Genomic DNA, 15,782 nt, shown 5'->3' with positions numbered 1-15,782 from the left:
GGCGAATGGCGAATAGGGTTTCTATTCGCTACTCGCCATTTGCAACTCGCCCTACCCCGTATTCCGCAACCCCGCCGAGATGCCGTTGATGGTCAGCTGGATCCCGCGCAGCACCTGCTCGTCGGGGTTCTGCGCGCGGTGCTCTCTCAAGAGCTCGACCTGCACGTGGTTGAGCGGATCGAGATAGGGGAAGCGGTGGCGGACGGAGCGCTCCAGCAGCGGGTTGCCCTGGAGCAATCGGTCCTGGCCCATGATATCGAGCAGCGTTTCGATGCAGGAATGCCATTCGCGGCGAATGCGGCCGAAGATCTTCTCACGCAAGGCTTCGTCCGGCACCAGCTCGGCATAGCGCGAGGCAATCGCGATCGAGCTTTTCGCCAGCACCATGTCCATGTTCGACAGCAGCATGCGGAAGAACGGCCATTCCTGGTAGAGCTCTTTCAGGAACGGCATGCCCTGCTCTGGATGCTCCGCGATCCACTGTTCGACCGCGCTGCCGAAGCCGTACCAGCCCGGTAGCATCAATCGGCATTGCGCCCAGGAGAACACCCAGGGAATCGCGCGGAGGTCCTCAATCGCGCGGGTCTTCTTGCGCGAGGCCGGACGGCTGCCGATGTTGAGCGTGGCGATCTCGTTGATGACGGTGGACGACCAGAAGTAATCGACGAAGCCTTCGGTCTCGTAGACGAGGCCGCGATAGGCCTTGAAGGCGAGGTTCGAGAGTTCGTCCATCGCGGTCAGATATTCGCGGCGCGGCGCGCTCTGGCGTGGATGCAGGAGACTCGCCTCCAGCGTCGCGGCGGCGAGGATCTCCAGATTGTTGCGGCCGACCTCGGCGTTGGAATATTTCGACGAGATGATCTCGCCCTGCTCGGTGATGCGGATCTGGCCGTTCACCGCGCCGCCGGGCTGCGCGATGATGGCGTCATAGCTCGGCCCGCCGCCGCGCCCCACGGAGCCGCCGCGGCCGTGGAACAGGCGTAAGCGCACGTGGTGCCGCTCGAACACTTCGACGAGGCCGATCTCGGCCTTGTAGAGCTCCCAGCCCGAGGTGACGAAGCCGCCGTCCTTGTTGCTGTCGGAGTACCCAAGCATGACCTCCTGCACGCTGCCGCGGCTGTCGACGAGCCGGCGGTAATCGTGCAACGACAGCATGCGGTCCATGATGCTGCTCGAAGCCTGCAAGTCTTCGATGGTCTCGAACAGCGGCACGATGTTGATGGCGCTGCGGCCGGAGGGATGGACGAGGCCGACCTCCTTCAGGAGCACGGCGACCTCGAGCATGTCCGACATGCCCTTGCACATTGAGATGATGCATTGGGGAATGGCGTCCGAGCCGAATTTCGCATGCGCTTCCGCGGCGGCATGGAACACGTTGAGCTCGCCCATGGTCTCGTCGCTGTATTTGACGAAGGGCGAGACCAGCGCGCGCGTCGAGCGTAGCTCGTTGGTCAGCAGCGAGATGCGGGCATCCTCGCCGAGCGCGAGATAGGACATGCCGGGATTGGCGGCGTCGATCAGCTCGGCGATGGTGCGCTCGTGGATGGCCGAGTTCTGACGGATGTCGAGCCGGGCCAGGTGAAAGCCGAAGCAATCCACCGCGCGGCGCAAGAGCCGCAGTCGACCGCGGGCGATGACGCGGGCGTTGTTGGAGATCAGCGAGCGATGCAGCACGTCGAGATCGGCCAGCAACTCCCTCACGCTCTCGTAAGGCGCCGCTTTGCCGACAGGCCGGCGCGTGATCTCGACTTCGAGCTTTTCAGCCGTCGCGGTGAGACGGGCATAGATGCCTGATACCGCGAGGCGATAGGGCTCGCCGCTCCGGTGCGGCGAGGTGTCCGGCGAGCGCTCGGCAAGCGTTCGCAGCTCCTCGGAGACGTCGGCGAGATGGGCTGCGATCGACAGCTCCGCGCCGAGCACGTGCAGCTCGTTCAGATAGAACTGCATCACCCGGCTCGACTGCAGCCGCAGCGTGCCGCGCATGACGTCGGCAGTGACGAACGGGTTGCCGTCGCGGTCGCCGCCGATCCAGCTGCCCATGCGCAGGAACGAGGCGAGCTCGCCGGCCGCCTGCTCGCCGCCCTCCTCCAGCCGATCCTCCAGCGCGTTGATGAGCCGCGGCACCTCGCGCAGGAAGGTGTAGTCGTAGAACGACAGGCCGTTGGCGACCTCATCCAGCACGGTGAGCTTGGTCCGGCGCAACAGGTTAGTCTGCCACAGCGTCAGCACCTCGCGGCGGAGTTGCTCGTCGCTGGCAGCCGCCTCCTCCTCGGTCATGGTGACGCGCTCGCGGCGGTCGAGCAGGGCTGCGATCTCCATCTCGCGGTCCATGGTGCTCTTGCGGCGAACTTCGGTCGGATGCGCGGTCAGCACCGGGCTGACCAGCGCGGTCTTGAAGAAGGTGCGAAGCTGGTCGGAACCAATGCCCGCCGCCTTGGCGTGCGCCAGTGTCTCCGCCAGCACGCCGGAGCCGCCATTCTGGGCCGCCGCGCGCGCGCGCATCTGTCGAATGTTGTTCTGGTCCTCGGCGATGTTGGCGAGGTGCGAGAAATAGCTGAAGGCGCGGACGATCCGCACCGTCTCGGAGGTCGACATGCTGTCGAGGATCTGCTCGAGCTCGCGGCGGGCGAGCCGGTCCTCGTCGCGGTGGAATCTGATCGAGGTCTGGCGGATGCGCTCGACCAGGTCGAACACGTCGGCCCCCTCCTGGTCGCGCACGGTGTCGCCGAGGATGCGTCCGAGCAGGCGGATGTCGTCCCGCAGCCGGGCATCGGCCTCCATCGCCTGGACATCCTCAGGGCGGTTGGGGCGCTGCTCAGTGCTGTCGGATGGTACGGTCTGGAGGGACATGGCTCGCTCCCCTGCTCGCGCCCTTGGCGGCCCGGTCCGACGGAGTGTGCGATATTTTTCTACCGCAGTGCAAGATGAAGTTGGGGCGACGCACCGTGGATCGGAGTGCGACGATCTCGTGTCCCGGACAAGCAGCAACGCCCCTTAGCGTTGCTGCGCAGAGCCGGGCCCCAGGAGCCTCAGGCACATCGCCGCAATGGGCAGCGCACCACGCCGCGAAGGTGCGGCGCACTGCGCTGCGTCCGGGGCGAGAAAATAGCTGGTCGAATAATAAGCATGCCTTCGCGGTCTCGCGGGGCAGGCGCCCGAAGTTTTGCTGTCCGTTTCGCCCTCATCGAGAAGTAAGGGCGCAGGGAAGGCCGGGCGCCAGCCGGCACCCAAGGTCCGCACGCGACAAGACGCACGCGGGGTGACCACAGGTGATGCCGGAACATCCCGGCCTTCCCTGCGCAATGGTTTTACGGCTTATGGCGCGCTCTCCCCGGGGAGCGATGCACTATTGCCCCCGTTGCCTTGAGGATCACTGATGCGCGCACCCGGTCGGGCCGCTTCACCACCGCAAGCCTTGACGCACAGAACCCGGGCGTCAGGACCACACGCTTTTGCCGTCCGCGAACGTCCCTCCCGGACAGTCGGAAGCTCGCGCGTGCTCGCCCCCAATGCCGAAAAGCAACGCTGTGACCACACCGTGTCGTGCCGCGGATCGCGATGGCTCACGGGTTTGCCCGCCCTGCCATCCCGTCACGCGCCGGCGCTGCCGCGTCCATCGCATCCCGGCCTACGTATCGTGACGATCGCGAAACGTCCCTTTGACGAGCCGGGATGTGCTGCGGTTTACCCGAAACAGCGAATTCGGTCAATCAGAATATTTGCACTCCCGCCACTTGACCTGCATTGGCGTGTTTTGCCCGTCGGGCAACGCGAGGCATGGTGTGCGCCGCATCGCCTGGACGCGTCCGGCCGCAGCCAAAGGCGCCCCCCGGCGTCTGGTTTGCCACCGACAGCCAGCGCAACAAACGAATGGAGGTTCGTCGCCGAAGGGTCAAAGAGCTGACGTCTCGCCCATGTCCAAATCCAGCGCTTGCTGCGGCCAGAAAGCAAGATGACAACTTGCGGCGATGGTGGCAGAATGATGACAGACGTGGTTTGAAGACTTGGCGATCAAGAACAACGAAGAAAATAGTTCGCCGCGGTCACGTTGTCCAAGGGAGGAGATAGCTCATGAAACGCATGTTTCTGGGGTTGGTCGCCGTTGCCCTGATCGCTTCGGCGTTTGTCGTATCCACCACAACAGTCATGGCGCAGACGAAGGTGTTGAAGATGCAGGCCACATGGCCGGCGTCGCTCACGCTCTATGACAACTTCACCTATTTCGTCGACCGAGTGAACAAGCTGTCAGCCGGCGCGCTGAAGATCGAGGCGATGCCCGCCGGCCAGGTCGTGCCGGCGTTCGAGGTGCTGGACGCAACCAACAAGAAGGTGCTCGACGGAGCGCATGCGTGGGCCGGCTACTGGACCGGCAAGAACAAGACCGCGATCCTGTTCACCGGCGGTCCCGGCGGCACCTTCGGCATGGACTTCATGGACGTGATGGGTTGGCTCTATCACGGCGGCGGCCTCGAGCTTTACAACGAGTTTTATCAGAAGGAGCTCAAGCTCAACCTCGTCGTGTTTCCAATCCTGCCTGCAGGGCCGCAGGCGTTCGGCTGGTTCAAGAAGCCGATCCAGACGGTCGAGGACATGAAGGGCATGAAATGCCGCCAGACCGGCATGGCCGGCGAAGTGTGGCAGGCGCTCGGCTTCACGGTGGTCAACATGCCGGGCGGAGAAATCATTCCCTCCGCGCAACGCGGCGTGATCGATTGCGCCGAATGGGTCGGTGGCATCGAGGACATGCAGCTCGGCTTCCACAATGTCTGGAAGTATCACTATTCACCCGGCTTGCATGAGAACGTGACGGTCGGCGAGCTCGTGATCAACGGCGATGTGTGGAAGGAGCTCAGCCCGCAACATCAGGAGATCATCAAGTCGGCGGCCAACGAGACATTCCTCGTCTGGTGGACCAAGTGGCAGCGCCAGAACGCCGATGCGCTGATTGAGATGCAGCAGAAGCACGGCGTACAGATCCTCCGCACGCCGACGGAGATCCTGCTGGCCTTCATCAAGAAGTGGGACGAGATCGCGGCGGCCGAGGGCGCCAAGAACCCGTTCTTCAAGAAGGTGCACGACTCGCAGAAGGCGTATGCCAGCGCTGTGGTGCCGTACAAGAGGTCTTACTTCCCGCCATACTCCTTCATGGCGAACTACTACTTCCCAACCGAGAAATAGGACTTCCTCCGAGGGCGGCCGATTTGACCGCCCTCAATTCGCACGCAGGCGGCCTGCTTGCGCCGCACGAGTGATCGGCGACAGGAGCGAGGCATGGCTGAGATAACAGGCGGGCAGCCACCGGCGCTTCTGGCTATCATCAGGATGATCGACGGCTTCACCGACCGGACCGGCACGATCATCTCGTGGCTCTCGGTGCCGCTGGTTTTCGCCGTCGCCTACGAGGTTGGAGCGCGTTACCTGTTCAACGCGCCGACCATATGGGCCTACGACGCAACCTACATGCTGTACGGCTCGCTCTTCATGCTTGGCGCCGCTTACGCGCTGCACAAGGGTGCTCATATCCGTACCGACTTCTTCTGGGAGAAGTTCTCGATCCGTAGGAAGGGCTGGATCGATACGATCTCCTACGTCGTCTTCTTCTTCCCGAGCCTGATCATGCTGTTCCTGATCAGCTGGAACGAATTTCACTACGCCTGGCTGATCAACGAGACTTCGGACCAGACTCCCTGGCGGCCCGTGCTGTGGCCGTTCAAATTCGTCGTGCCGCTCGCCTGCCTCCTGCTGCTGGTCCAGGGCGTGTCCGAGTTGATCAAGAGCATCTACATGGCGCGCACCGGCGTCGAGCTGGAGCATAAGGAGAAAGTCGAGATATGACCGCAGAAGCGCTCATCGGCCTCATCATGCTGCTGGTGCTGCTGGGCGCGATCTTCATCGGTGTGCCGATCTCGTTCACGTTGCTGTTTCTCGCCTTCTCGTTCGGCTACTGGGGCATGGGCGGGACGGTCTTCGAGCTTGGTTACTTCCAGACCATCGGCATGATGAAGGAAGAACTTCTCGCCGCCGTACCGCTGTTCATCTTCATGGGCTTCATCACCGAGCAGGCGGGACTCATGGAGCGCCTTTTTACGGCGTTCCGCATGCTGCTTGCGCCGGTGCGCGGCGCGCTCTTCCTCGTCGTCATCCTGACCTCGACCGTGTTCGCGATGGCGACAGGCATCGTCGGCGCAGCCGTTACCGTTCTTGGCATCATGGCATCGCCGATCATGACGAAGGCGGGCTATGATGCCAAGCTTTCAGCGGGCACCATCACGGCGGGCGGCACGCTCGGTATTCTCATTCCCCCGTCGGTCATGCTGATCGTGATGGGGCCGGTGCTCGGGGTTTCGGTCGCCGATCTCTATGCTGCAGCCTTCGGACCGGGCTTTCTGCTGGCCGGCATCTACATCATCTATCTGATGGGCCGCTCCTTCATCAATCCCAAGCTCGGGCCGCCAGTGCCAAAGGATGAGCGGATCTACTCCGCTGGATACATTGCACGCGAGGTCGCCGTCGGCACGCTGCCGCTGCTCGGGCTCATCACGGCGACGCTCGGCTCGATCATCGGGGGGCTTGCGACGCCGACGGAGGCCGCCGGCATCGGCAGCGTCGGCGCGCTGATCCTGGCCATCGCATATCGCAGGTTCTCGCTCAGCGGACTGCAACGGGCGCTGATCTCGACGATGGCGACGTCGAGCATGGTCCTCCTGCTGGCGGTCACGTCGAACATTTTCGGTGCGGTGTTCGCCCGCCTTGGCTCGGCGAACTGGATCACCGAGACGATGCTCGGCCTGCAGTTGCCGCCGAGCCTCATGCTGATTGTCGTGCTCCTTCTCATTTTCCTGCTGGGATGGCCGTTTGAGTGGCCGGCCATCATCCTGGTGTTTCTGCCGATCTTCTATCCTGTCGTGAAAGGCATGGGCATCGACCTCATATGGTTCGGAGCGTTGGTTGCGGTGGTGCTGCAGACCGCCTTCCTGTCGCCGCCCGTCGCCATGTCAGCGTACTATCTCAAGCAGGTGGTCAAGGGCTGGAGTCTCGGAACGATCTACGCTGGCATGTTCCAGTTCATGGTGCTGCAGGTGATCTGCGTTGGCCTGATGATTGCCTTCCCCGGCATTGCGACCTGGTTCCCGCACACGCTGCATGAAGCATCTCGCAGCCAGGTGATCCCGGAGGAGTACAGAAAAATCCTGGAACAGCAGAAACAAGCACCGTCCCTGGAAGACGAGGACTGGTTGACACCAAAAAAGAAGTAGCCCGCGCGATTGAGTCCGCGACAGCGCCACACGGCTCCGCTCTGCCGCCGAACGACGTTGAGGCAACGTCCTAAGCCGGCACGATCACCTTGCCGATCGGCCAGAGCGCGATGCCGGCGAGCTTGAGGTGGGCCCAGGCGAAGGGGATGCCGATGATGGTGACGGCCAGGACCAGCGCGGTCAGGAGGTGACCGAGCGCCAGCCACCAGCCGGCGAGCACGAACCAGATGATATTGCCGATCACCCCGAGCGGGCCGGTGCCGATATCCTCGACACCGGTCACCTCGTAGCGGCTGACTGCTCGCGAGCCGAACGGCAGCAGCGTGTAGACGGCGATGTTGAACGCCGCCCGCGCCCAGGGCAGGCCGATGATGGTAATCGCCATGACGATCGCGGCGATCAACCAGCCGAACGTCATCCAGGCGCCGCCGATGAGGATCCAGAGGATGTTGAGAAGGATGGAAACGGGGGCCATGGGACGATCCGGAGGTGGTGATCCCATTCATATAGGCTCGGAATTTGTCCGCGCCAGGACGCTTCAGGGCGCGCAAGGTGAAGCCCGGAGCGCCGCATAACCCGGGATGATCTCTCCGCAGTCTCGTAGGGTGGGCAAAGGCGCCCTTGCGCCGTGCCCACGAACTGCCTTCGGAAGCGAACTTGGTGGGCACGCCTCCGCCTTCGCTCTTCGAGCGACGGCGGACGCTTTGCCCACCCTACGGCTATCAAGCAGGGCTAGATCTTCCGGCCCGCCTGCTCCCAATAGGGATCGCGCAGGCGGCGTTTGAAGATTTTTCCGGAATCTTCGCGCGGCAGGCCAGTGCGGATCTCGATGTGCTTGGGTACCTTGTAGTCGGCCAGATGCGTCTTCAGGCTCGCGCGAACGTCGGTGGCCTCGAGCGTGACGCCGGGTTGCGGCTCGACCACGGCCATCAGCGCCTCGCCGAACTCGGCGTCGGGGATGCCGAACACGGCGCAATCATGCACGCCGGGCACCGCATGCAGCACGGATTCGATCTCGGCCGGGTAGATGTTGACGCCCCCTGATATCACCATGTCACGCTTGCGGTCGCAGATGAAGACGTAGCCGTCTTCATCGATATAGCCGACGTCGCCGGAGGTGATGAAGCCGTCGCGGTCGATCTCGGCGCGCTTCTCCGGCTTGTTGTGATAGGTGAAATCGGCCATCTCGGCCATGCGCGAATAGATCTCGCCGATCTCGCCGACGCCGAGTACGCGTCCGTCGTCGCCGATGAAGCGCAGCTCGGCGCCCGCCGAAATCTTGCCGACGGTGCCGGGCTTCTTCAGCGCATCCTCGGAGGTCGCGAAGGTCACGGCGCTGGATTCGGTCGAGCCGTAGAACTCGTAGATCACCGGCCCCCACCATTCGATCATGGCACGCTTGACGTCGGCCGGACACGGCGCGGCGGCATGGATGACGTGGCGCAGCGAGGAGACGTCGTACGTCCTGCGCACCTCCTCGGGCAGCTTCATCAGGCGGATGAACATGGTCGGCACCATGAAGATGGTATCGATCTTGTAGCGCTCGATCGCCTGCAGAAATTCCTCCGCCTCGAAGCGCGGCATCAGCACCAGCACCCCGCCGAGCTTGCCGGCGCGGATGCCGAACGAGTTCGGCGCGGAATGATAGAGCGGCCCCGGCAGCAATGCGCGGGCGCCGGGCTTGAGTCCATAGATCATCGCACGCATGCGCTCACCGGCAGCCTGCTGCTCCGGCGTCGGCGCGTTGCGGCGGACGCCCTTGGGATGGCCTGTCGTGCCCGACGTGTAGATCATGTTCATGGGCTGCGGCACGATCGGGCCGTCATAGGGCGGGTGTTGCGCGAGCCAGGCTTCGAAATCGATCGCGAAGTCCGGCGTCTTCAGATGACCCGGATCGATCTTGTAGTTGGAGCGGATTTCCGGCGGCGTCGGCACGCTGAGCACGGTGACGCCATGCGGGATCGCATCGCGCAAGCCATGCAGCATGTCGGCATGGGCGATCAGGACCGCGGTGCCGGAATCCTTCAGGATGTAATTGATCTCCTCCGGCTTGAAGTGCCAGTTGATCGGCACGCCATAGGCGCCCAGCCGCATCGCGGCATAGGCGGCTTCGAGGAAGGCGATGTCGTTGCGCATCAGCATGCAGACGCTATCGCCCTGGCGGACGCCGATCTTGGCGAGGCCGGCCGCGATGCGGTCGGCGCGCTCAGTGACCTCGACGTGAGAGCGGCGGCGCTCGCCGGAGACGATGCCGAGGAAGGGGGAGGTTTGGCTCATTGTTGTTTTTCTTTGTTGTTGTTTGTGCCGTCATTCCGGGTCGATGCGCAGCATCGAACCCGGAATCCATTTCACAGCGAACGATGCGGCTCGATGGATGCCGGGCCTGCGCCTACGGCGGATCCCGGAATGACCCAAAGCTAATCCGCAAAATTCGGCGCGCGCTTCTCCAGGTTGGCGCGCACCGCCTCGGTCTGGTTGGGGCTGCCGATCAGCTTCTGCTGCTCGACGGATTCGGCGAGCAGCGCCGGGCCCGGATCGACCGAGAGATTGTTCAGCATCCGCTTGGCCGCGCGGATCGCATCGGGGCTTTTCCCTGCGATCTCGCGCGCGACCTCAAGCGCCGCAGCGCGCGGATCGTCGCAGATGCGCGTGGCGAGGCCGTAAGCCAGCGCCTCCTGCGCCGAGAAGATCCGCCCGGTGTAGGTGAGATCGCGCAGGATGTCGTCGCGCACCAGCGAGGCCAGGATCGGCGTGCCAGCCATGTCGGGCACGAGGCCCCATTTGATCTCCATGATCGACATGCGCGCATCCGAGCTGAGAAAGCGCATGTCGGCACCGAGCGAGAGCTGGAAGCCGCCACCGAAGGCGACGCCGTGCACGGCCGCGATCACAGGCATCGGTAGCTGGCGCCAGCCCCACACCGCCTGTTGCGCGAAGTTGGCCTTGCCATAGGTGCGCACCGTGAGATCGCGATTTTCGCCACCCGGAATTCCGTTGCCGCCCTTCTCCTTCATAGCGGCAAAACGCCCCATGTCCAGCCCGGCGCAGAAGGCGCGGCCTTCGCCCGAGAGCACGACGGCGCGCACGCTCTTCTCCTTCGACAGCCGGTCGGTTGCGGCGACGAGGGCCTCGAACATGGGCTGATCCAGCGCGTTCATCTTGTCGGCGCGCACCAGGCGCACATCGGCGACGCCTTCCGAGATCGAGATCGAGACGCGGTCGTCCATGGACGAATTCTCCCCTAGTTCTTGCCTGTTCTTGTTCAGTGCCGCTTTACAGGACGCCGGCGGCCGGATTTAGTCAATCGACCAATTAACTGACAATCGCGACAGAGGAAACAGCCATGTTCAAGGAAAATCTTCTGGCCAGCCGGCGCATCCTCGTGACCGGCGGCGGCACCGGTCTCGGCAAGTCGATGGCGGCGCGGTTTCTCCAGCTCGGCGCCGAGGTGCACATTTGCGGTCGGCGCAAGATCGTGTGCGACGAGACCGCAACCGAGCTGATGGATCTCTACGGCGGCCGCGTCACCAGCCACGGCGTCGACATCCGCAACGCGCTCGCGGTCGAGGAGATGATCGAGACCATCTTCCGCGATGGCCCCCTCACCGATCTCATCAACAATGCGGCCGGCAATTTCATCTCGCGAACCGAGGAGCTCTCGCCGCGCGGCTTCGATGCGGTCGCCAACATCGTCATGCACGGCACGTTCTACGTGACCCATGCGGTCGGCAAGCGCTGGATCGCGTTGAAGCAGCCCGGCAACGTCGTCTCGATCACCACGACCTGGGTGCGCAACGGCTCGCCTTACGTGGTGCCCTCGGCGATGAGCAAGTCGGCGATCCACGCCATGACGATGTCGCTTGCCACCGAATGGGGACGACACGGCATCCGCCTCAACACCATCGCCCCGGGCGAGATCCCGACCGAGGGCATGAGCAAGCGCATCAAGCCCGGTGACGAAGCCGGCGCGCGCACCAAGGCGATGAACCCGATGGGCCGGGTCGGCACCATGGAGGAACTGCAGAACGTGGCCGTGTTCCTGATCTCCGGCGGCTGCGACTGGATCAACGGCGAGACCATCGCCATGGACGGCGCCCAGGCGCTCGCCATGGGCGGCAACTTCTACCAGCTCCGCGACTGGAGCGACGACGACTGGAAGACCGCGCGCGAGAGCATCATGGCGCAGAACGAGAAGGACCGCGCGAAGCGGGGGTGACGCTTTTCCGTGCCCCGGACGAAGCGCAGCGCGTCCCCGGCGATGCGAAGCATCGTCCGGTGCGACGTGGTGCGCTGCTGAGCCGGGGCCCAACTCTCTCAACGCACATTGCAGCATGCTGGGTCCCGGCTCTGCAGCGCATCACTCCGTGCTGCGCAGCGTCCGGGACATGAAACCGCAGCCGATCTTGTCCCATCTTGTCTTCACCCGCGGATGACGCCACACTCCCCGGCATAAAAACAAACGCCTGCGGGAGAAACATGTCCACACAGCCATTGGCGAACCTCGCCGACATGGTGCGCGAGCGTGCGAAGAGCCGCGGCAGCGCTATTGCCTATGAATTCGAGGGCCGCACCACCAGCTTCGCCGAGTTCGACGCCAAGACCAACAAGGTCGCGAACGCGCTCCTCGCAATGGGCGTGAAGAAGGGCGACCGCATCGCCTATCTCGGCAAGAACAGCGACATCTATTTCGAGCTCCTGATGGGCGCGATGAAGGGTGGCGTCGTGATGGCGCCGGTGAACTGGCGGCTAGCAGGGCCCGAGGTCGCCTTCATCGTTTCAGATTGCAACGCGCCGGTGCTTTTCGTGGGACCGGAGTTCATCACGCTCGTCCGCCAGATCAGGGATCAGATACCAAGCGTCCGCACCATCATCACCACCGAGGGCGGCGCGCCGGAATGGCCGGATTTTACGGCATGGCGCGATGCGCAGAGCGGCGATGATCCGAAGGTGCCGATCGACACCCGCGACATCGCGATCCAGCTCTACACGTCGGGCACGACGGGCAAGCCGAAGGGCGCGATGTTGTCGCATGCCAACTTCCTCAACCTGGTGCAATCAGGCAACGCCGAGGACAAGCCGGAGTGGAACCGGTGGTCGACCGACGACGTGTCGTTGGTGGCCATGCCGGTGTTCCATATCGGTGGCTCCGGCTGGGGTGTGATGGGACTCTATCACGGCGCCCGCGGGGTGATCGCACGCGAGTTCGACCCGACCAAGGTTTTGGACTTCTTCGAGCAGTCGGGCATCACAAAACTGTTCATGGTGCCGGCGGCGATGCAATTCGTGGTGCGGCAGCCGCGCGCCAGGACGGTCGACTTCTCGCGGCTAAAATACATGCTGTACGGCGCCTCGCCGATCCCCGCAGCGCTGCTGAAGGAATGCATCGACGTCTTCAAATGCGGCTTCGTGCAATTGTACGGCATGACCGAGACCACCGGCACCATCGTCGCGCTGCCGCCGGAGGATCACGTCGAGGGGCTGGAGCGGATGCGCTCGGCCGGCAAGGCGCTGCCGGGCGTGGAGATCGCGATTCTGGACGTGGACGGCAAGCCGCTGCCGCCGCGGCAGGTCGGCGAAATCGCAACGCGCTCGGGCTCCAACATGGCGGGCTACTGGAACCTGCCGGAGGCGACCGCATCCACGCTGCGCAGCGACGGCTGGCTGCGCACCGGCGATGCCGGCTACATGGACGAGGACGGCTATCTCTACATCCACGACCGCATCAAGGACATGATCATCTCCGGCGGCGAGAACATCTACCCCGCCGAGGTCGAGAGCGCGCTGTGCGATCATCCTGACGTCGCCGAAGCCGCCGTGATCGGCGTGCCCGACGAGAAATGGGGCGAAGCAGTGAAGGCGATGGTGGTGATGAAGCCGGGCAAGCAGGCGACCGCGACCGACATCATCAACTTCACCCGGACCCGCATCGCCGGCTACAAGACGCCGAAGAGCGTGGAGTTTTTGCCGGCGCTGCCGCGGAATCCGAGCGGCAAGATTTTGCGCAGGCAATTGCGCGAGCCGTATTGGGCGGGGAAGGATCGGCGGGTGAATTGATCCGCGGTGCCGTAGGGTGGGCAAAGGCGCAAAGCGCCGTGCCCACCATCTCTCTACGCTTGATGCTTGCGGATAGAGGTGGTGGGCACGCTTCGCTTTGCCCACCCTACCAGAGCATTGCGAGCCTCTAATGCTTCCCCGGCCCCATATAGCCGAATAAGAACCCCGCCACCTTCCGCATCTGGATCTCCTCGCTGCCTTCGGTGATGCGGTAGCGCCGGTGGTGGCGATAGATGTGCTCGAACGGCTTGTGGCGTGAATAGCCCATGCCGCCATGGACCTGCATGGCGCGGTCGGCGGCCTCGCAGCAGAGGCGGTTTGCCCAGTAGTTGCACATCGAGACCCGGTCGGAGAGCGTGCGCTCGATTTGCTCCTCGTTGAGCTGGTCCATTTCCCAGGCGGTCTTGCGGATCAAGAGGCGCAGCATCTCGGCTTGCGTCGCAAGCTCGACCAGCGGGAACTGGATCGCCTGGTTTTCGGCCAGCGCCTTGCCGAACGGCTTGCGCTCACGCGCGTATTTCACACTCTCGTTGATGCAGTAGACCGCGGCGCCGAGCGAGCTTGCCGCCTGGCGAATGCGGTTCTGGTGCACGAAGCATTGAGCGAGCGACAGGCCGCGGCCGACCTCGCCGAACAGCGCATCCTCCGGCACGAAGACGTCGGTGAAGCTGACGCGCGGATGGTCGGTCGGCATGTTGAAGGTCCACATGTACTCCTCGACCTTGACGCCGGGACTCTTGGACGGCACCAGGAAGCAGGTGATGCCGCGGGCATCGCCATCGTTGCCGCTGGTGCGCGCGAACAGCGCGCAGTGCGTGGCGACGTGCATGCCTGTCGTCCACATCTTCTCGCCGTTGATGATCCAGCCCTTGACGTTGTCGCGGGTCGCGGGCACCGCGCGCGTCTCCATGTGGGTGGCGTCCGAACCGTGATGCGGCTCGGTCAGGCCAAAGGTGATGCGGTACTTGCCCTTAATGGAGCCGTCGATCATCGCCTTCTGGTCGTCGCGGCCGTAGCGGTCGAGCATGGTGACGACGGGGAAGTTGCCGACGATGGAGTGCTCGTTCTGGAGGTCGTTATGCAGACCGAGGCCTTTGGCGGCAAAATGCTCGCGGATCACGGCCATCCAGAGATTGGAGCCGTCCTTGCCGCCATATTGCTTCGGCACCGGAAAGCGCAGATGCCCGGCGGCGTCCGCGAGATCCTTGGCGTTGCGCAGCAAGGCCTCCCATTCATGGCGCGGCAGGCCGCCATTCTCGAAATCGGTGCGCGCCCATTCGCGGCGATGGTCGAAGAAGCGGATGTTGTCGTCGGCCTGTTCCAGCGGCTTGATCTCGCGTTCGATGAAGCGGTCGAGCTCTCCGAGATAGGCAACGAGATCGGCAGGCAATGAGAAATCCACAGGTTCTCTCCCGGATTGATTTTATCGTTTTGCGTTAAGGCGCTGGGCGCATTCTTGCTTGGTGCGATTAAGGTGAGAAGAGCGCGTGCAAGTCAAGCAAGCCGAGATGTGAGGAGCGCAAGGCGCGCCCGCGCAATTCGATGGTGCTCTGGCGCACCCGCACGGTAGTATGGCGCCAATATTCCTTCGAAAGAAATCCGGGAGCGCGCGATGGAGCTGAAATTCTCAAAGGTGGAACGCAAGGGGCCGATTACGATCGTGACGCTGTCGCGGCCCGAGGTCTACAACGCGCTGCACACCGATGCGCATTTCGAGCTTCAGAAGGTGTTTGACGATTTCTCGGGAGATCCCGAGCAGTGGATCGCGATCGTCACGGGCAGCGGCGATAAGGCGTTCTGCGCCGGCAACGATCTGAAGTGGCAGGCAGCGGGGGGAAAACGCGGCTGGGACAAGGGCGGCTTCGCCGGCCTCACCTCACGCTTCGACTGCGACAAGCCGATCATCGCCGCCGTGAACGGCGTCGCCATGGGCGGCGGCTTCGAGATCGCGCTCGCCTGCGACCTCATCATCGCCGCGGAGAACGCGACCTTCGCCCTGCCCGAGCCGCGCGTCGGCCTTGCCGCGCTCGCCGGCGGCCTGCATCGGCTGCCGCGGCAGATCGGGCTGAAGCGCGCCATGGGCATGATCCTCACCGCGCGCCATGTCAGCGCCAAGGAGGGGCTCGAGCTCGGCTTCGTCAACGAGGTGGTGCCGCAGGGCGAGGCGCTCGCGGCCGCGCTGCGCTGGGCAGAGATGATCGCCAAGAATTCGCCGATGTCGATCCGGGCCTCGAAGCAGGCGATCCAGAAGGGGCTTGGCGCGTCGCTGGAGCAGGCGATCGCGGAGCAGCGGGATTATCCGGCCGTGCAGGCGATGGTCGCCTCGCAGGATTACATCGAGGGCCCGAAGGCGTTTTCCGAGAAGCGCCCGCCGAAATGGGTGGGGAAGTAGGAAACGAGTCTCCCCAACTCGTCATTCCGGGGCGCGCCGACAGGCGCGAGCCCGGAATCCATCGAGCGACAGAACGTGCG

General features: G+C 63.9%; 11 protein-coding genes. 6 read left to right on the top strand and 5 right to left on the bottom strand.

The features are described 5' to 3' along the window. Positions 1 to 51: 51 nt before the first annotated feature. Complete coding sequence (gene ppc, locus ACVWYQ_RS36850; RefSeq protein WP_404542526.1) at positions 52 to 2,850, bottom strand: phosphoenolpyruvate carboxylase; 2,799 nt, start codon at positions 2,848 to 2,850, stop codon at positions 52 to 54. 1,221 nt (positions 2,851 to 4,071) lie between these two features. Here ppc and ACVWYQ_RS36845 point away from each other — a divergent pair. The 3 genes from ACVWYQ_RS36845 (at position 4,072) to ACVWYQ_RS36835 (ending at position 7,256) form a co-directional block, all read left to right on the top strand. Further along, entirely contained in the window at positions 4,072 to 5,178 is a 1,107-nt protein-coding gene (locus tag ACVWYQ_RS36845) for a TRAP transporter substrate-binding protein (RefSeq protein WP_271545320.1), read from the top strand. A 93-nt stretch (positions 5,179 to 5,271) separates the two neighbouring features. Next, positions 5,272 to 5,835 carry a TRAP transporter small permease subunit gene (locus ACVWYQ_RS36840; RefSeq protein ID WP_271545321.1) on the top strand — a complete coding sequence of 188 codons (564 nt, stop codon included), beginning with the start codon at positions 5,272 to 5,274 and terminating at the stop codon, positions 5,833 to 5,835. Beyond that, positions 5,832 to 7,256, top strand: a complete 1,425-nt coding sequence (locus ACVWYQ_RS36835) for a TRAP transporter large permease (RefSeq protein ID WP_145627859.1) — start codon at positions 5,832 to 5,834, stop codon at positions 7,254 to 7,256. Before ACVWYQ_RS36840 ends, ACVWYQ_RS36835 begins: the two co-directional genes overlap by 4 nt. Positions 7,257 to 7,326: 70 nt before the next feature. On the opposite strand, the gene ACVWYQ_RS36830 is transcribed toward ACVWYQ_RS36835, so the two are convergent. From ACVWYQ_RS36830 to ACVWYQ_RS36820, 3 genes are all read right to left on the bottom strand, one after another. Continuing rightward, on the bottom strand, positions 7,327 to 7,731 hold the full coding sequence (locus tag ACVWYQ_RS36830) for a YccF domain-containing protein (RefSeq protein ID WP_404542528.1): 405 nt from the start codon (positions 7,729 to 7,731) through the stop codon (positions 7,327 to 7,329). A 257-nt stretch (positions 7,732 to 7,988) separates the two neighbouring features. Then, positions 7,989 to 9,533 (bottom strand): acyl-CoA synthetase, encoded by a 1,545-nt coding sequence (locus ACVWYQ_RS36825; protein WP_456727068.1) that lies wholly within the window; start codon positions 9,531 to 9,533, stop codon positions 7,989 to 7,991. Positions 9,534 to 9,673: 140 nt separating this feature from the next. Continuing rightward, positions 9,674 to 10,483, bottom strand: a complete 810-nt coding sequence (locus ACVWYQ_RS36820) for a crotonase/enoyl-CoA hydratase family protein (protein WP_404652623.1) — start codon at positions 10,481 to 10,483, stop codon at positions 9,674 to 9,676. Positions 10,484 to 10,599: 116 nt separating this feature from the next. Here ACVWYQ_RS36820 and ACVWYQ_RS36815 point away from each other — a divergent pair, with 116 nt between their 5' ends. Both ACVWYQ_RS36815 and ACVWYQ_RS36810 read left to right on the top strand, forming a co-directional pair. Next, on the top strand, positions 10,600 to 11,472 hold the full coding sequence (locus ACVWYQ_RS36815; protein WP_157281243.1) for an SDR family oxidoreductase: 873 nt from the start codon (positions 10,600 to 10,602) through the stop codon (positions 11,470 to 11,472). Between the two features lie 260 nt (positions 11,473 to 11,732). After that, entirely contained in the window at positions 11,733 to 13,310 is a 1,578-nt protein-coding gene (locus tag ACVWYQ_RS36810) for a fatty acid--CoA ligase (RefSeq protein WP_404542533.1), read from the top strand. A gap of 127 nt (positions 13,311 to 13,437) precedes the next feature. Here ACVWYQ_RS36810 and ACVWYQ_RS36805 read toward each other — a convergent pair whose 3' ends face one another. Further along, positions 13,438 to 14,712 carry an acyl-CoA dehydrogenase family protein gene (locus tag ACVWYQ_RS36805; RefSeq protein WP_404542535.1) on the bottom strand — a complete coding sequence of 425 codons (1,275 nt, stop codon included), beginning with the start codon at positions 14,710 to 14,712 and terminating at the stop codon, positions 13,438 to 13,440. A gap of 210 nt (positions 14,713 to 14,922) precedes the next feature. Between ACVWYQ_RS36805 and ACVWYQ_RS36800 the strand changes: the two genes are divergently transcribed. Next, positions 14,923 to 15,702, top strand: coding sequence for an enoyl-CoA hydratase-related protein (locus tag ACVWYQ_RS36800; protein WP_271545327.1), 780 nt, complete (start codon positions 14,923 to 14,925; stop codon positions 15,700 to 15,702). The last annotated feature ends 80 nt before the right edge of the window (positions 15,703 to 15,782 follow it).

It is taken from the genome of Bradyrhizobium sp. USDA 3397, assembly GCF_054060965.1.
Note: the sequence above shows the minus strand (reverse complement) of the source record. Positions and strands in the feature narration are given on the sequence as shown.